General features: G+C 32.4%; 13 protein-coding genes and 1 pseudogene. 5 read left to right on the top strand and 9 right to left on the bottom strand.

Annotated features, from left to right (window positions below; all coding sequences use genetic code 11):
• Window positions 1-75 precede the first annotated feature (75 nt).
• From gatB/aspS to ACNH59_RS14720, 6 genes are all read right to left on the bottom strand, one after another.
• A complete protein-coding gene (gatB/aspS, locus tag ACNH59_RS14695; RefSeq protein ID WP_418263273.1) occupies window positions 76-3,408 on the bottom strand; it encodes a bifunctional amidotransferase subunit GatB/aspartate--tRNA ligase AspS in 3,333 nt (1,110 codons plus the stop codon).
• Window positions 3,408-4,805, bottom strand: coding sequence for an amidase (locus tag ACNH59_RS14700; RefSeq protein ID WP_418263274.1), 1,398 nt, complete (start codon window positions 4,803-4,805; stop codon window positions 3,408-3,410). Before ACNH59_RS14700 ends, gatB/aspS begins: the two co-directional genes overlap by 1 nt.
• Before the next feature lie 2 nt (window positions 4,806-4,807).
• On the bottom strand, window positions 4,808-5,077 hold the full coding sequence (locus tag ACNH59_RS14705; RefSeq protein ID WP_418263275.1) for a hypothetical protein: 270 nt from the start codon (window positions 5,075-5,077) through the stop codon (window positions 4,808-4,810).
• Window positions 5,078-5,237: 160 nt separating this feature from the next.
• Complete coding sequence (locus tag ACNH59_RS14710; RefSeq protein WP_418263276.1) at window positions 5,238-5,687, bottom strand: hypothetical protein; 450 nt, start codon at window positions 5,685-5,687, stop codon at window positions 5,238-5,240.
• Between the two features lie 180 nt (window positions 5,688-5,867).
• Entirely contained in the window at window positions 5,868-7,649 is a 1,782-nt protein-coding gene (locus ACNH59_RS14715; RefSeq protein ID WP_418263277.1) for a TonB-dependent receptor, read from the bottom strand.
• Window positions 7,650-7,733: 84 nt separating this feature from the next.
• Window positions 7,734-10,748, bottom strand: a complete 3,015-nt coding sequence (locus tag ACNH59_RS14720; RefSeq protein ID WP_418263278.1) for a tetratricopeptide repeat protein — start codon at window positions 10,746-10,748, stop codon at window positions 7,734-7,736.
• A gap of 245 nt (window positions 10,749-10,993) precedes the next feature.
• Here ACNH59_RS14720 and ACNH59_RS14725 point away from each other — a divergent pair, with 245 nt between their 5' ends.
• From ACNH59_RS14725 to ACNH59_RS14735, 3 genes are read left to right on the top strand one after another with little or no spacing between them, the layout of a single operon-like run.
• Entirely contained in the window at window positions 10,994-11,677 is a 684-nt protein-coding gene (locus ACNH59_RS14725) for a cell division ATP-binding protein FtsE (RefSeq protein ID WP_418263279.1), read from the top strand.
• Window positions 11,678-11,695: 18 nt separating this feature from the next.
• Window positions 11,696-12,796: a glycosyltransferase gene (locus ACNH59_RS14730; RefSeq protein WP_418263280.1), complete on the top strand. Its 1,101-nt coding sequence runs from the start codon at window positions 11,696-11,698 to the stop codon at window positions 12,794-12,796.
• A 2-nt stretch (window positions 12,797-12,798) separates the two neighbouring features.
• Entirely contained in the window at window positions 12,799-13,746 is a 948-nt protein-coding gene (locus tag ACNH59_RS14735; RefSeq protein WP_418263281.1) for a glycosyltransferase family 2 protein, read from the top strand.
• Here ACNH59_RS14735 and ACNH59_RS14740 read toward each other — a convergent pair.
• Together ACNH59_RS14740 and ACNH59_RS14745 are read right to left on the bottom strand one after the other, a co-directional pair.
• Entirely contained in the window at window positions 13,743-14,837 is a 1,095-nt protein-coding gene (locus ACNH59_RS14740) for a glycosyltransferase (RefSeq protein WP_418263282.1), read from the bottom strand. The two genes, ACNH59_RS14735 and ACNH59_RS14740, sit on opposite strands and share 4 nt — an antisense overlap.
• 45 nt (window positions 14,838-14,882) lie before the next feature.
• Window positions 14,883-15,295 (bottom strand): annotated as a pseudogene (locus tag ACNH59_RS14745) (sugar 3,4-ketoisomerase).
• Window positions 15,296-15,549: 254 nt separating this feature from the next.
• Here ACNH59_RS14745 and ACNH59_RS14750 point away from each other — a divergent pair.
• Window positions 15,550-16,437 carry a glycosyltransferase family 2 protein gene (locus tag ACNH59_RS14750; RefSeq protein ID WP_418263283.1) on the top strand — a complete coding sequence of 296 codons (888 nt, stop codon included), beginning with the start codon at window positions 15,550-15,552 and terminating at the stop codon, window positions 16,435-16,437.
• A 19-nt stretch (window positions 16,438-16,456) separates the two neighbouring features.
• Here ACNH59_RS14750 and yaaA read toward each other — a convergent pair whose 3' ends face one another.
• On the bottom strand, window positions 16,457-17,215 hold the full coding sequence (gene yaaA / locus ACNH59_RS14755) for a peroxide stress protein YaaA (RefSeq protein ID WP_418263284.1): 759 nt from the start codon (window positions 17,213-17,215) through the stop codon (window positions 16,457-16,459).
• A gap of 158 nt (window positions 17,216-17,373) precedes the next feature.
• On the opposite strand from yaaA, the gene ACNH59_RS14760 reads away from it, so the two are divergent.
• Window positions 17,374-18,636: an MFS transporter gene (locus ACNH59_RS14760; protein WP_418263285.1), complete on the top strand. Its 1,263-nt coding sequence runs from the start codon at window positions 17,374-17,376 to the stop codon at window positions 18,634-18,636.
• The last annotated feature ends 98 nt before the right edge of the window (window positions 18,637-18,734 follow it).

Raw genomic sequence — 18,734 nt, forward strand, 5'->3', positions numbered from 1 at the left:
TTTTTTTATTAAAAAAGCGAATTCATACTCTTCAGTACGAATCCGCTTTTACTTTATTTATAGAATTTAAGAAATCTACTTCCTCATAATCTTCACATTCATTTCTTCTACCTTTTTATCAGATAAAATCGATGGTGCTCCGAATAATAAATCCTCACTTGATCCTGTTTTAGGAAAAGCCATAACTTCACGAATAGAAGCTTTTTTCTCCAAAATCATCATCAAACGGTCAATTCCCCATGCGATTCCACCGTGTGGAGGGGCACCGTATTGGAAGGCTTTGTACATCGTTCCTACGCTCTTCATCATCTCCTCTTTATTGTACCCCATATTTCTATAAGTTGCTTCTAGAATTTCCGATTTGTGTGCACGAACAGATCCTCCACCTATTTCGTAACCATTTAAGATAATATCGTATTGTTGCGCAATGATGGTTCCGATTTCGTCTTCGTTACCATCCATGTGTTTTTTCAAATCATAGATAGCCGGCATTGAGAACGGATTGTGTGTAAACGTCCATCTTCCCTCGTCTGTTTTTTCAAACATTGGAAAATCAACCACCCAAGCCGGACGCAATTCCTTCGGATTAATCAAGTTCAACATTCTACCCATTTCTTGACGAACCGCATCCAAAGCTTTGTTTGCCGTAGCATAATCTGCCGCAGAGAAGAATACAATATCCCCTACTTGCGCATTCGTGGCTTTGATAATTCCTGCTGCGATTTCCTCTCCTAAGAACTTAATAATAGGCGATTGCAAGTCTTCTTCATTTACAATAATATACGCTAATCCACCCAAACCGTGTTGTTGAGCCACAGCCGTTAAGGTTTCGATTTGCCCTTTAGACATACGCTTATTTCCTTGCTCTGCAGCCGAAACTTTGATACATTTTACAATTCCACCTTCGTCAATTGGTTTAGAAAATACTTGGAAAGTAGTGTCTTTTACAATAGTTGTGATGTCTTGCATTTTTAATCCGTAACGCAAATCAGGTCGGTCACAACCATAGAAATCCATCGCATCTTTATAGGTAATCACTTCAAACGGATGTAGAATCCATTTTTTACCGTAAATTTTAGTCACGATTTCATTGAACATTTTTGTGTTCAAATCAATAATTTGCTGCATGCTTGCATACGCCATTTCCATATCCAATTGTGTAAATTCAGGCTGACGATCTCCACGAGAATCTTCATCTCTAAAACAACGTGCTACTTGGAAATATTTCTCATAACCACTCACCATCAACATTTGTTTAAACTGCTGTGGCGCTTGTGGCAACGTATAAAACATCCCTGCCCCTTTACGAGTAGGAACAATAAACTCGCGTGCTCCTTCATCTGTTCCTGCACTTAAAATTGGTGTTTCTATTTCTAAAAACTCCTCCGTATCTAAAATATCACGAATTAACTTAATAACCTTATGTCGGTTGACAATAGCTCTTCTTACTTCTTCGTTTCTGTGATCCAAAAACTTGTATTGAAAACGAGTTGCTTCATTTGTTTTAGCAGCTCTTTTTATTTCGAAAGGCAAGGTTTTCGATAAGTTCAAAATTTCTAAAACCGAAGTTTCCATTTCGATTTTACCTGTACGCAAACCTGCATTGTAATCATCTTCATTACGGCCAACGATAACTCCTTTTACAGAAATCACCGATTCTGATTTAATCTTAACCAAATCATCAATATTTGGGAATGACTCTCTACTGATACGAACTTGGAAAATTTCATAGCTAGAATCACGCAAATCGATAAACATCAAATCTCCGTGGTCACGTACAGACGCTACCCAACCAGACAATTCTACTTCTTGACTGATGTTTTCTTCAGACAATTGAGATATTTTGTGTGTTCTATAGGTGTCCTTTATGATAATTGGCACTTCAGGAAGCGTTTCTTCTTGTTGTCCTTTGCCTTCTACTTCTATTTCTTTTGAAACATTTTCAGCAGCTGCTTTCTTTTCTAAAACTGCAGCAGCACCCAATTGATCTAAAATAATCTGACGAATTGCTTTTCCATCGGCACCTTTCCCTACAACACCTAAAACTTTACCAACTAAAATCCCCGCTTTTCCTTGATTTCCAGCTTTAATATCATTGGCAACAGCTTCATTTTCTGAAAGCACTTTTGCAATTACTTCTTTAATTGTATCTTCAGAAATGGTGTTTTCTTCGAAGTATTTGTTATAATCAAAATTTTGATCTTTCAAATAACCTGCAATCGCATTTTGAACTAAAGCTGCCGTAATTTTCTCTGCTTTAAACAGCACAAAAATGGTTGTTAGATGCTCAATATTATGGATTTTAGTATAATCTTCAGCCTTGATATTGTTAGCCAACGTCTTAGCCACAAATGAAGGATCGTTGATTTTGTCGTTTAATGTCACAAACGTTCTTGAACGCAACGCATCAGCCGTGAAAAATTTAGCATCTTGAGGCAAAACACCACCACCAATCAAAATTGATTCTACTGCATAAGGCAAGGCGCTAGTATCTACAGAAATCGCTTCAATCTCCGCTTTGATATTTACAAATGGTAAATCGGGTTCCGAAATAAAACGGTAATCCGCTTCGAATTCCTTTTTACGCATGGTTTTGGTTTGCTTTAAATCGGCATCCCATAAAACCGTAGTTTGTTCAGGTCGAAACGCTTTGTTTTCGATATAATAATTGAACTGTTTTTCTACCTCTTCCTTCAAAGCTTCTACCATAAACTTAAACGAGTTCAAGTTTTTGATTTCCGTTCTTGGATTCAAATCTTGGCTGTCTTTTTTACGTAAAGAAACTGAAACATCCGATTTGAATTCTCCTTTCTCCAAGTTCGCTTCTGAGATTCCAAGATTCTGAACTATACGCTGAATGTACTGCGCATAAATCGAAGCGTCTTCGATATTTCTAAGACAAGGTTCCGTAACAATTTCGATTAAGGGAACTCCTGCTTTATTAAAATCCACTAAAGATATTTTCTTTTCGTGCATCAATTTGGCAGCATCTTCCTCTATATGCACCTGAGTCAAATTCACTGTAAATTGCGAACCATCATTTCTATAGCAAGAAACCTCTCCGTCAGGAATTATAGGATTATGAAATTGTGTAATTTGAATATTCTTTGGGTTGTCTGGGTATTCGTAATGCTTCCTATCCCAAGAAATGACTTCGTTACTAAAAGACGAATTGACTGCTTTACCAAAATAAATTGCTTTGGTAATCGCTTCCTTGTTGATAGCTGGTAAAACGCCCATTTGTCCTGTACAAACCGAACATATATTTTTGTTAGGTGTTTCAATTTCTTGATTGGGACAAGAACAAAACAACTTGGTTTTGGTATTCAATCGAACGTGTGTTTCTAGTCCGATTACCAATTCTAAATCGTGGGCAATTATCGCCGCATTTAATTGTTCCAATTCCATTATAGTGTGTCTTTTAAGAAGTTAGCAAATTGCATCACTAATTCGTCATTATTTTTTGCTGCTGTAATTTGCAGTCCTGTAGCTGTACCTTGTGGCACTGTCATTGTAGGCAACTGCCCTAAACTAAATCCCACGGTGTAAGCATCTGATAAGTACATTGCCAAAGGATCTTTTAAACTGTCGCCAATTTTTGGTGGTGTGCTTGGCGTTACTGGTGATAAAACCACATCAACTACTTCAAAATCTTTACTGAAATTTTCCGAAATTTGGTCTCTTAAAGCCAATCCTTTTAAATAAATAGCATCCGAGAAACCTTGTGACAATACTTGGTTCCCCCCTACGATTCTACGTTTGGTTTCTTCTGAAAAGTTTTCAGAACGTGTTGTTGCGTAAGTGTCAATTAAATTTTCTCCTTCAATACGGTTTCCATAATTAGTACCGTCGAGACGAGACAAATTCGAAGCAGTTTCAGCCATTGCCAAAGTATAATAAGTAGAAACTAAAATATCCGATTTGAAGAAATCCAATTCTTTTACAGCAATTCCTTTGGCTTTAATTTTTTCGATACTCGCCAAGAAATCGGCTTTTACTTGAGCGTCAATCGCTTCACTTTCGATGAAGTTTTTGAAATAGCCTACCGTTTTCACTTTTGAAGTCGCAACTGTCTCTTCGCTAATTTCGTTGGAAATGATAGAGGTTTGATCTTTTGGATCTTTTCCGCTCATCACGTTCAATACAATGCGAATATCTTCGATTGATTTTGCCAATGGTCCCACACAATCCGTAGAAGACGCATAAGCCATCAATCCGTATCTTGAAATTCTACCGTAAGTGGGTTTAAATCCGTAAATATCATTATAACCCGCAGGTTGACGAATCGAACCTCCCGTATCTCCTCCAATAGAAAAAACCGTATAATCTTTGGCTACGTTTACCGCAGAACCTCCACTGGAACCTCCAGCTACCAATTCTGGATTAATAGCATTTTTCACCGCTCCAAAAATGGTGTTTTCACTAGAAGAACCATGCCCAAAACTATCACAGTTTTCTTTTACTAACGGGATAGCACCTGCATCCAATATTTTTTGAATAGCAGTAGCCGTGTATGCTGATTTGTAATTTTTCAATAAATCAGAACTTGCTGTTGTGTACGTTCCTTGAACCATATACACATCTTTAATTCCAAAAGGAATCCCTTCTAACAAACCAATCGTTTCGCCTTTTGCAATTTTAGCATCTACTTTAGCTGCTAAATCCAAAGCCAAAGTATCCAAAGTTGAATTAACCGAATTGTATTTATTTTCTTTAAGTAAGTTCAATTTTTCTTGTACCAAAGCGGTGCAAGTAATTTCTTTGTCCACCAATTGCTGGTGTATTTTTTTTATTTGCGAATCCATGTTTATCCTTCTATTACTTTAGCAACCACCAAAAATCCATTTTTCTTGTTCGGGAAGTTTTCGATAATGATTTGTCTCTCTATTTCAGAACTTTCAACAACCACATCTTCTCTTAAATCACTTACCGACACACAATTACGATTGACATTATTGGCAGCGTTATTATTTGAGGCATTGGCATTTTTAATTACATCAAACAATTTGTTCACACTCTCGGAAGGTTGCGCTCCTTTAATACTCGACAAGACGTCGACTGTCATTATTTTACTCATAATTGTATTTGGTTTTAAAGTCAAACTTTTAAGGTCGCGAATTTACAAAAGTTTTATTAGGGAATCATCATTTTTTGATAATGATTTCAATGGTGTAAAAGCAAAAGTCCATCTTAAAAAGACAGACTTTGATTTGATCTTGGAAATTACAAAAGTAAAACTATTCGATTTCCTCAATCAAATACTTCGTTCCATTAATTTCAAAAGTAAAGCCTACTTTATTCCCTATCAGTTTATTTCCTAGCGGAGATTGTGGAGAAAGCGCAATTACATTAGTTCCGTCAATGTTGATTTTTGGCAAAGCCAAAGACAGATAAAGGTAAATTCCGTTCGCTTTTACGAGACTTCCTAGCGAAATTGTTTCGGCTACAATTTCGGGATTGATTTTCTCCAAAACTGCTTTTTGAGCAATTACTTCACTCAATTTAGCATTGAGTTTTTCTTGCTCCAAGTGCATCATAGACAAAGCCGTTTCGTGCTTGTCACCAGCTGAACCTTTGGCGTCGTTTTTTGCATCTTCGGTCAATCCTGAAATCATGTCTCTAAAAACATCGATTCGATCCTGAACTTGTTGGGAATAATAAGAGTGTATTTTTTGTTTGAAAGTCATTTTTTTTATTAGCCGCTATGGCTCTAAGTCACTAAGTTTCTATGATTATTTTTAAATAACTGATAAGTATCAAAGAAAAAAACTAATTAAAAACAATTAAGTTTTTAGACACTTATCGAATAATCAACATCCGCAAAATATTAAAAAAGCTTTGTATCTTTAGTTCTTTGTGACAACTTCTTAGAAATCAAATTTATAATTAGCCCCTACCACGATTTGCAATCCTTGAACTGGGTAATTCAGCCATTTTTGATAATTTTGATTGGTGATATTGTTTACTTTTAAGAATCCCGTTAAACGCTCATTGTGTTTATAACCAACATGAGCATTAACATCAAAATAACTATCCAAAGTAATAGGATCAGGTTGGACTAGATAAAGTATATCTGTATTCAACTGCAGGTCTTTCCTTTCACCAACATAGAAAACTTGCGCTCCTGCAAACCATTTTTGTGTAATATTAAAATCTAATTTAGAGTCTAATTTAACTGTTGGTAAATTCCAGGCTTCTTGTTGAAAATCGTTTTTAAAACTGTATACAGAACCACCAATACTAAAAGTTACATTTTCAGAAAAACTAGCTTTTAAATCTCCTGTAAAACTCAATGTTTTCATATCGTCATACACCACCTGGAACGAGTTTCCAAAAGCATAGAATTCGTTAGAGGCATTTTCATTATAATCATTACTTTTAAACAATGCCTTATTCTTTTCATTCAAATAAGATGCTCTCAAGTTATAACTCACATTGTTAGCCAATTTCCCTTTCAAACCAGCAAATATATCATATTGCTTATCTGTTGGTCTCATAAAACCTGTAGTACCATTATCCCCCATTGTAGGTGATAAAAACGGATTTCCGTCTACAAAATTTTGATACGAGTTTTGCTCTAAACTACCTTGCGCACCTGCATAAAATATCATCAAATCCCCTACTACATTATAAGAAGCGGTAACTTGAGGATAAACAAATAAAGCATTCTTCGCATTTTCTAAACCAAAACTATAAAAAATACTAGCTCCTAAATTTAATGTCCAATCATCTTTCAACATTACAAAACTTGGTGAAAGCCCAATATTGGTATAGCCATACTTTACAGCCTCGGTATTGGTTTTAGCATAATTATTCTCAAAACTTCCACCTACATAATCCACAACTACATCCGTTTTCACAGCTTGTTCTCCCACTTCAAAAAGAAAAGTAGGCTTTGCATAAAAACGATTTTCGGTGCTACCAAATGTATCTGCAAAATGCAAAAACTTCAAATTTGCATCGCTCAAAATACTTTCTCCAAAACCAATTCTCCCTCCAATTGAATACGTATTGAATGAGTGTTGTGGATTGATACTGTTTATTAAATCCGCTCGATCTTGTGGAGTTTGTAAACTTCCAAAAGTTGCAGGCAAACCATACCAATTGTAAATTTGATTCTTATATCCTAAATCAAAATTAAACGACATATCATTGTAATTGGCTCCATAAGTCAAATCAAGAGCTGTATCAAAATAATCTGCATCTAATTCTACTCCTTTTACACCACCTTGTGATGAAAGATGACGAAACATCCCTCCCACATAATCATTATTATTCAATTCTTGATTTACATAAAGCTCCGCATTCAGTGTTCTAAAGTTTCCAAAACCTAAAGTCGCATAATTATTATAAATAGGTTCTTGTTTTGATTTTTCTACCCCTTCCGCTTTTCCTTTCAATGGTGCAAATGTGGAAGCTACTGGAAATGAAAAAATGGAATATTTGATGCTTTCTTTCTTAGTATTGCCCTCATCATCTAATGAAGGTGTTTCACTTATTTTAATTGCATCTGAAATAGTTGGACTATAGGACTTCGTAACTGTTACTTCTTCTGAACCAATGTTCCCATCTCTCTTTTGAGCAAATGATACTTGAACAGTCATTATTAAAAATGCTAAGGCTATATAGTTTTGGAAATTGAATTTCATACTTTTTATCTTTATAATTTGGTCTAAAACAAAACACTTTTATTGTTTTTTTTTCAAACCTATCTTTTGCTTGAAACTTTATAATTAATTTTGAATTGATGAATTGGTTTTCGACTCTTGAGATTTAATAGCCGCTAATTCAACTTTAGCCTCAGAGACTACATCTGGATAATCGGTAAAATTCTGAATTACATTGTCTAAAATATAAGTCGCTTGAAAACTATCTTTTAAACCATAAAAGTTCTTAGCCATGACAACTAATCCTTTAGCACCATAATACCTGTAACTCGAGTAACTCTTTGCTAATTTTTGTACCACTGTGTTGGATACTTCATACTTCCCATCTTTATTTTTAAAATAAGCATCATAATATAAGGCTTCAGCCGCTAATTCACCCTTGGCAATGGTTAACAACTTAGCGTATCCTGCTCTAGCTTTGGTTTCGTCACCCGTTTGCATAGCAGAACGAGCAATGATAATTTGCGCATCACTTTTGACATTATCATCTATTTTAGAACTATTTAAAACTTTTTCAGCATAGACAACTGAATTGGAATAGTCTTTTTTGTCATAATAACACTTCATCAAATTAGATTGTGCAAATATCTTGTTTTGAGAAAGCTCTGCTTCATTTTCCAAACGTAGTAATACCGAAATTGCTTTATTTTTATCACTACTTTTTAGATAAATTTGCCCCAATCGTGTTAATGCTTGCTCTGTAAACTCATTACGCGATTGATTAATCACATATTCATAATTCGGAACTGATTTAGCTTCCATATTTTCAGAGAAATAGGTTTGAGCCAAATAAAAATTTGCTTGTAAGCTATGTAAACCTCGAGGAAAACTTGAAATATAGGCATTAAAACCAGATATGGCTTGATTGTAATTTCTTTGACTAAATTGTTTATACGCCGATTCGTAACTGTCATTATCCAATTCAACATCTGATACTGCTACGAAATCCAATGTTCTAACCCAAGAAGCATATTCATTTACCCTTCCACTATCTACATAAATCAATCTTGCTGTTGAAACTGCTTCAAGTGCCTCAGGACTTTTTGGAAATTCAGAAGCTACTTTTTTAAATTTCGTTAAGGCCAAATCATTTCTATCTGAATTATAATAAACTAAACCTTGACGCAAAATAGCTTTGGCAGTAAAAGATCCTTTTTTATAATCATTTATTAATCGATCATAAGTGTTTAAAGCTAAATCTTGCTTGTTTGTCGCAACATACGTATTCGCTAATTCATACAATGCATCATCTTTATAACTCGATTTAGCATAAACTTTAATGAATGTGTTTAATTCGTCAATTTTCTTGTCATTTTTCCCTACAAAACCATAGCAAAGTGATTTTTGAAAATAAGCATAATCAGCATCAAATCCGTTGAACTCAATTACTTTATTGTAAGCTTCCATGGCTGGATAATACTTTGAATTTACAAATCGGCAATCTCCTAAACGTAAATAAGAGTCGTTTAAACGATCCACATCACCTTTAACTTTATTAATTTGATTTTGAAAATAATCTCCAGCTTGATCGTATTCTTTTAATTTAAAATAAGCGTACGCAATGTTATAGTTGATATTCTTATATTCAACAGTGGATGCAGCTCGAGGTAAAGCCATAAATTGCTTGAAACTTAATAACGAATTTCTATGGTCTTCTAACTTGTTTTCCGTTTCCCCTTTCCAGAAAGTAGCTCTAGCTGTAAACTCAGCATCCACTTGATTTTCAAGTGATTTTTTAAACATTTTTTCAGCTTCTTGGTAGTTCCTATTGGTAAACAACTCTAAACCACTGTAGAAAGTCACTTTTTGATAAGAGGCCTTATTTTCTGGTCTTTTATTTTTTTCTAATAATACTAAAGCTTCGTTGTAATTCTTAGAAGAAATATAGGAGTCAATTAACAACTTTTCGATAGTTGCTCTATTCCCATTATTAGGATATTTGCTAATAAAACCTAATAAAACTTCAGGCACACTTTGATAAGAATTTCCAATTTCATAACTCAACTTGGCATAATTCAAACCTGCATCTTCTTGAATTGCAGCATCAAAATTCATTTCAGAAGCATTCTTGAAGGCATTCAGAGCTTCTTGTTTTTTATTTTGGTTCAAATAACTTTCACCTAAATGGTAGTAAGCGTTTTGAGCAACTGAATCTTTTCCGCCAATGATTTTATTGAATTGCGCAATCGCTTTTTCATAATCATTTTGTTTATAATAAGCATAGCCTAATTGGTAATAATCGGTATTACTCCATCGTCCTCTTTTTCCTTTATAAGCTGTCAAATATGGAATGGCTTTATCGTATTTTTTTAGGTTAAAATAACTTTCACCAATAATCTTATTCAACTCTGACTTTTCCAAAGCGGTAGATTTTGCCATTGCTTTTTCTCCCAATTCGATTGCTTTTTGAAAATTACCTTGTTTAAAGTTCATATCAGCCTGGTAGTATGAAAGTTTCTCTTTGTATTTTTCATCACCAGAAACCTCATCAAAATATTTATTGGCCTGAGAGTAATCGTTCCCTTCATAAGCCATAAAACCTAAATAATATTTAGCTTGGGAACCATATTCTTTTGAATTCACTACTTTATTAAAATAGCTTGAAGCTTCTTTTTTGTTTTTGGTATTAAACAAGCAATAGCCTTTTTGAAAATTAAATTTTTCTCTGTCCTCACTTTTTAGTTGGTACTCATTCACTTTCTCAAAGTTTCTCATGGCACCAGAATAGTTCTTTTGATCAAAATAATAAAAAGCGACTTCTAAATAGGCTTGATTGCTTTTAGCACTTGTAGGGTAATCTGTAAGGAAACGTTCAATCAAATCACCTGCATTTCCTCTATCTAAACGTATTGCACAACTAGCGTCATAGTAGGCGCAATCAGACTTAACTTCTGGATTTTTACTCTCCAAAAACACTTTCTCAAATATTGTTTGAGCTGAAGCAAATTGTCCGTCTCGGTACAAAGAAACAGCTTTATTAAAATCTTTTAAATCATGAGTATATATCGTTGATTTTTGTGCAAATATTGAAATTGCATTGGTAAAAACCAACAAAATGAGGCAGCTAGAAAGTTTACGCATTTGTTTCTTTTTTTTATCTATTCAAAAGTATCATATTCTAATGTTTATAACGAATTCTAAAACGATTTTATTATAAACATTCTTTTAACAATAAAACTACTTTAGCTTCATTATTAAAACTTGAATAAACCTTACAACAATAATGCCTATTTTTTAAAATCACGATAACTTTTGTAATTGATAAAATTTATTTTGAATACAACCGTTAACTTATTACTTTTACCCAAATAAATGAAACCTATATTATGTCTCAACCTATCCTTTCTTTAAAGAACGCAACTATTTACCAAGAAGACAAAACTATTTTGTCTAACGTAAATTTAGAAGTTAACCGTGGTGAATTTCTATATATCATCGGAAAAACAGGAACAGGAAAAAGTAGTTTAATGAAAACACTTTATGCGGATTTACCATTAACCGAAGGTGAGGGACATATTGTTGAGTTTGATTTAGTAGGATTAAAAGACAACGATATTCCATTTTTAAGAAGAAAAATTGGAATAGTTTTTCAAGATTTTAAGTTACTACCAGACCGTAGTATCAAAGAAAATATGATTTTTGTATTGAAAGCTACAGGCTGGACTGTAAAAGAAGAAATGGAACGTAAAATAGATGAAGTTTTAGACAAAGTGGGGATGAAACAATATCTTAACAAGATGCCACATCAAATCTCTGGAGGAGAACAGCAACGTGTGGCCATCGCCAGAGCCTTGCTAAACGACCCTGAGTTAATTCTCGCAGATGAACCAACAGGAAACCTAGACCCTCAAACTAGTACTGAAGTACTAGATGTGCTAAGAAAAATCAATGAAAATGGGAAAACAATTATCATGGCTACGCATGATTATGCCCTTTTAATGAAATATCCTGCTAAAACCTTAAAATGTGAGGATGCTAAAATATTTGAAGTTGTTCAAAGAACGGTTTAACAACATTAATTCTTTTAATTGAAGCAAAGGACTATCGTTATATCAGGTATCAATATGGTTGAAGGAGGTATTTTTACAATCCTTGACAATTGCCTGCAAAAAATCTCAAGTTATTCAGAAAACAAAGAGATCAAAATAATTGCATTAGTAAACGACAAATCAAAATTTAATTACCCAAATATTGAGTATATTGAATTTCCAAAGTCAAAAAAATCATGGACTTTGCGATTGTATTATGAATATTTTTATTTCAAAAAATTTTCAAAAAAAATAAATCCTGATGTATGGCTCTCCTTACATGACATTACCCCAAATGTTGTAGCCAAAAAACGCTTCGTTTATTGCCATCATCCCACTATTTTCTTTAAAGCAAAATGGAAAGACTGGAGATTTAATTATAAAATTGGTGTTTTTTCGATTCTTTACAAATACTTGTACCAAATCAATATTAGAAAAAACGATGCTGTTTTTGTACAACAAGATTGGATAAAAAATGAATTTGAAAAGCTTTTCGATATAAAAAACATTTTTGTTTGCAGACCTGAATTCACTGAAATTATAACAACCAAAAAAATAGCATTAGAAGATGATAAAATTCATTTCTTGTATCCTAGTTTTCCCAGAACATTCAAAAATTTTGAATTGATATTTGATGCCATCGAGTTGTTAGATCATTCTACAAAAGACAAAGTCAAGTTTCATTTTACGGCGATAAAAGATAATCCAAACGCTTATGCCATCCACTTATATCAGAAATATAACACAATAGAGCAAGTTGTTTTTTGGGGTATTAACGACAGAAATGAATTACTTAAACTTTACAATTCTGTTGATTGTATTATATTTCCATCCAAACTTGAGACTTGGGGACTGCCAATAAGTGAAGCAAAAGCATTTGAAAAACCAATGCTTTTAGCCAATTTACCCTATGCAAAAGAGACTGTTGGTGATTATCACAAGGTTTCTTTTTTTGATATCGAAAATCCAAAAGAACTAGCCCAGTTAATAACACTATTCACCAATAAAACCATCCAGTTTCAAGGAAACTTGTATTCTTTTAATTCCAATTCTCAGCTTAATGACTGGGGAACTCTTTTTAATTATATTCTAAAAGATTAGTAATGGCCTTTTTCTCCGTAATTATACCACTATACAACAAAGAAAACCATATTCAAGATACTTTAAGAAGTGTTCTTAATCAAAGTTTTCAAGACTTTGAAGTACTTATTATAGAAGATTGTTCAACTGACAATAGTAGAATTAAAGCTGAATCTGTTATTTCAGATAAAATAATAATCATTCAACATAAAGAAAATCAAGGATTATCGGCTTCAAGAAATACGGGGATTCTAAATGCGAATTCCGACTATTTGGCTTTTTTAGATGCAGATGATATTTGGGATGAAAAATATTTAGCAAAAATATTTGAATTAACTCAAAATTTCCCAAAAGCACATTTGTTTGCAACCAATTATGTAGAGGTGTATTCTAAAAAAGTAACCATTAGTCCTTCTACAAATTTAAAAAAATTTGATTCCGATGGAATTGTTCCTGATTTTTTCGAAAGTAATTTATATCAAAATATTTACTGCCCTTCAAGTCTCTGTGTTAAAAAAGAAGTTTTTGAAAAAATTGGAGGATACGATAATACTATAAATTATGGTGAAGATGTGGATTTTAATATTAGAGCTAATTACTTATTTAAGTTAGCGTATTCAAACTCTGCTTTAGTAAATAATATAATGTATTCTGAAAATAAAATTACTAATAGCAGTTTAAAAAATAAAAAAATCACAAATTTCACTTATTATGAACCATTAGCTAAAACAAACAAGAGTCTGAAAATGTACTTAGATATAAATCGCTATATGATGGCTCTTAATTACAAAAGACAAAACGACCTCGTTAATTGGAAAATGTTAAAAAATAGTATTCATAAAAACCCAGACATATCGGGCTTAAACAATAAGCAGCGTATTTTATTAGAACTACCTACTCTCGTATTACAACTAATATCTAAAATAAAATTAATTCTTTTGAAATTGGGAATTAAAATTTCAAGTTTTTAAGTCTTAAATAAATCTAGCCATTGAATCCCTATAGTTTCTAATGAAAAATTATGAATACTATTTTGTGCATTATTTTTACATTTTTGGTACAGTTCAACATCGGTAACCATTATATCCAAAGCCTTTGTCAAGCATTCACTATTTTGATTTTCAACTAGTAAACCATTTTGTTTATGAGTTATAATCTCACTTGGCCCTGATAAACAATCAAAAGACACAACAGGTGTTCCACAAGCCAAACTTTCGATTAAAACCATTGGAAAACCTTCATTTTTACTTGACAAAACTGTAAAAAGCGCATTTTTGTAGTATTTATAAGGATTCTCTACTTTTCCCATAAAAGTCACTAATTCTTCAACGCCTAGACTTTTTACTTGTTTTTGGAATTCACCTTTCAATTTTCCATCACCTAACAGCAACAATTTTACTTTTTTGGAAGGTAAAACCGAATTTGCATAACAATTAATTAAAATATCAAATTGTTTTATATTGTCTTCCATTCTCCCTACTGCCAATATATAACTAGAGGGAACCACAACAGATTCTTTTGATTTATCTAAAATACTGCTAAAATCAAGTGGATTATAAATGGTTTTTATATTTGTAAAACCATAAAATTCACTCACCTTTTTAGTTATTTGCTTAGAAACTGAAACAATTAGAGGATTACCATAAATAATTTTTGCTATCCATTTATTTTTTGGAAAATACAAATAAGTCATATAACTATGTACCCAAATAATCAATGGAGCATTATAAACTAATTTAGATATAATAAACTCCTGAAAATAATGATGTTTTGTTCTTGAATCAATGATGAAATCAAACGAATGATGTTGAAAAAATTTATACATTACCCAAAACCTTTTCAAACGATGAAAAACCCCACTTTTCAATTGTTTAGTCCCCAAATTTAATAATTGTCCTGCATATTCATACTCTACTTTATCAATAGATATAATATGATGAATACTACAATTATTTTCTTCAAAAAAAAAGGATAATTGAGAAGCACATCGTTCAGCTCCTCCAGTGGCTAACTCCTCGCCAACAATACAAATAGAAAGCTTTCTATGGGGTGAAGATTTCAAATTTTTAATTTTAGTATTAATGGAAGCTAGTCTGTTAAAAAAGTTTTATCTTTTAAACAAATGCATTTTTGTCTTTATACTTTTAAATGTTTCAAAATCTCGAATGTAATCTTCCTCATTAAATTTTTCAGAAGCAACTACTAAACAAACGGAACCAGATGAAAAATTTTTTATTTCTCTCCAAATACCTGGATTTATTAATAGTCCAATATCTGGTCTATTAAGCGTAATTACTTCATTTTCTTCCGAATCATTTAAAATAACATCAAAACTACCACTCAAAGCTACCAAAAATTGTTTTAAATTTTTGTGGGCGTGCCCCCCCTTTCGGCACCAGAAGGAACATCATATAAATAATAAACTCTTTGAATATCAAACGGAATGGTATCATCCTCAATAACTGATAAATTGCCTCTTGGATCTTCTATTTTTGGTATTTTGATTAGTTCTATATTCATTTTATAAATACTTGTAAAACTCAATAAGTGCTATACTGTAAGCTAATTCAGTCAAAACTATTATTTGGCTACTGTAATAATATACATTAGCACAATTATACTATTATTATTTTTGTAAAACAAATTATAATCAATCATCCAAAATATCAATTATTTTGAAATGTATAATACAGAAATATAAATAGTATAACTATTTTGTAATCTCAATTACGAACTATATTTTTGCTTTTTTAGTTGATTTTCAAAATCCTAGTATGTCATCAAAACCATTAATTAGTGTTATTTGTTTATGCTACAATCACAGCAAATATGTAATTGAATCTTTGAATTCGGTTATCGATCAAACTTATGACAATATTGAATTAATAATTGCTGATGATTGCAGTACCGACAACTCAACCAAAGTTATTAAAGAATGGCTATTAAAATATCCGACAGTTCAATTTGTAGAGAACTCAAAAAACTTAGGTAACAACAAAACTTTCAATAACGCTTTTGCATTATCAAGGGGAGAATATATTATTGATCTGGCGGCAGATGATGTTTTGCTACCAAATTGCATTGAAAAACAATTGAAATCTTTTCAAAATTCTGATTATAAAAACATTGGAATTGTTTATGGAAATGCGGAAATAATCTCTGAGCAGGGTGATCATCAATCTTACTATTATCCAACCAACGAATTAAAAAAAGCCACTCCTTGTCCGCCTTCTGGAGATATATACCTTTCGGTTATTGGTCAACGTAATTATATATGCTCAGTTAGTTCCATGTTAAAAAGAGAACCTTTCATTGCTTTAAAGGGCTATGATGAAGATTTAGCTTTTGAAGATTTAGATTATTGGTTTCGTTGCTCTAGAAAATACAACATCGTTTTTATTGATGAAATATTAATTAAAAAGAGGGTTATTCAAAATTCGCTAGGTTCTGTTTTTTATAGAAAAATGAACTCCTATACAAACAAAATTAATCATTCTGTTTTTTTAATTATAAAAAAAGCAATAGTAATGAATCAAACTAAAGAAGAAAACAAAGAATTACTCTACAGAATTCATATAGAAATGGATAAAGCCATAAGAACTATGAATTTACCTCTTCTGCTTCGTTATATTCCATTGGAATTAAAAATGAGATTTAGTTAACTCAAGACTAGCTTCTGTTTTACCTCGTAAAAACCAAGTGATTTCCCTTAGAAAGATTTGCATCAAATTGATAACCTTCGTAATTAAATCCTTTTAGATCATCAATCGTTTGAGCATTAGTATCAATAATATAACGCACCATCATTCCTCTGGCCTTTTTTGCAAAAAAACTAATGATTTTTAATTTTCCATCTTTGTAATCCTTAAAATCTGGTGAGATTACAGGAACTTTTAAAGCCTTAGTATCTATAGCCGAAAAATATTCATTACTTGCTAAATTAACAAATAATTCTCCTTCTACTAACTCTTTATTGAGAGCTTTAGTAATGGTTGGTTTCCAAAATTCATAAAGATTTTTATTATCACCTATAGTTATTTTGGTTCCCATTTCAAGTCGGTAGGCCTGTATTAAATCCAATGGTTTCAATAATCCATACAATCCAGATAATATTCGCAATTTATCTTGTAAGATATCTATTTGATCAACTGGTATCGTAAAAGCATCCAATCCAGTGTATACATCCCCATCAAAAGTATAAACAGCAGGACGTGCATTTTCAGGTGTAAAAGGCGTTTGCCAATCTTGATTTCGTTGCCAATTGAGGTCAGCTAATTTTTGAGAAATACTCATCAAACTTGCCAAATCCTCTGGCTTTTTGGTTTTTAAAACTTTGTGTACTTGACGAGATTCTTTTAAAAACTGTGATTCAGAAAATGTAGATATAGGTAATTCTTTTTCAAAATTTAAAGATTTGGCAGGTGATATTACAATTTTCATATAAAGAAATTCAAGTTCATAGTATTAACAGTTCAAATGTACAAATTGAAAACAAAAAATCCGTTTTCTATAATTGAATTGTTCAATGATAGAATAAAAAATAAAAATAGTAATACAATTGATTTATCTTATTTTTGAAAAAAAAATAAAAACATACGATGACAACGAATACTTCTATAAAAACCAAACCTGTTTCCATTTTTAATGCAGCTGTAATTGTAGCTGCATTAGGTTATTTTGTTGACATTTATGATTTACTTCTTTTTGGAATTGTACGAACTGATAGCCTTAAAGATCTTGGTTTAGTGGGTGATGCTATACGTAACCAAGGTGAATTTCTAATTAGCATGCAAATGGGTGGCATGTTAATAGGAGGGATTTTATGGGGAATTTTAGGAGATAAGAAAGGACGAATTTCGGTGCTTTTTGGCTCTATATTGATCTATTCTGTGGCAAATATTGCCAACGGAATGATCACCACAGTTGATGGCTACGCTTTTTGGAGATTGATTGCTGGAATAGGACTTGCAGGAGAATTAGGCGCAGGCATTACTCTAGTTACAGAAAGCTTACCTAAAGAAAAAAGAGGATATGGAACGATGATTGTGGCCTCTGTTGGTGTCTCAGGAGCCATTGCTGCTTATTTAGTATATCAAATTTTTAAAGACTGGCGTTTGTGTTACTACGCAGGGGGAGTTTTAGGTATTTTATTGCTTTTTATGAGAATCAGAATCAATGAATCAGGAATTTTTAAGAAAGTAGCTGAAAGTGATGAAAAAAAAGGAGATTTTCTTTCCCTTTTTTCTAAAAGAGAACGATTTTTCAAATACCTACAATGCATACTCATAGGAATTCCTATTTGGTTTCTAGTTGGTGTTTTAATCACCTTTTCACCAGAATTTGCCAAAGCTTTGAATGTTGAAGGGGCTGAGACGGTTTCAGCTGGACAGGCCATTGCATGGTGTTATACAGGTTTAGTATTGGGTGATATTGGTAGCGGTATTTTAAGTCAGTGGTTCAAAAGCCGCAAAAAAATTACCTTCGTTTTTATATTACTAAATCTATCGATGGTGTTTTTGTATTTAAATTCGTACGGAATATCGGTTGCTAATTTTTACTTAATTTGTTTAGCTATGGGATTCTCCGTGGGGTATTGGGTATTATTTATTACAATAGCCGCAGAACAATTTGGCACAAATATTCGCGCTACAGTAACAACTACTGTTCCAAATTTCGTAAGAGGACTTTTACCAATTATCATCCTAATTTATTCATTTTTCAGAGATCAATTACTCAACGGAAACATCCTTAATGCTGGAATGATTGTTGGCACTTTGCTTTCAGTAATTGCGTTGTTAGCGCTTTGGAAATTAAAAGAAACCTTTCACACCGATTTAGATTTCATAGAACAAAACAATTAAAATTTACTCAAAATAAAGTAGTTTAAATATATCTTGCATAATTTCATTTATTTAAAAAACAATCCTAAGTGAAGATAAGAAAACGTTTTCGTTTGAAA

This window comes from Flavobacterium faecale (genome assembly GCF_048320115.1).
Lineage (GTDB): Bacteria > Bacteroidota > Bacteroidia > Flavobacteriales > Flavobacteriaceae > Flavobacterium > Flavobacterium faecale_A.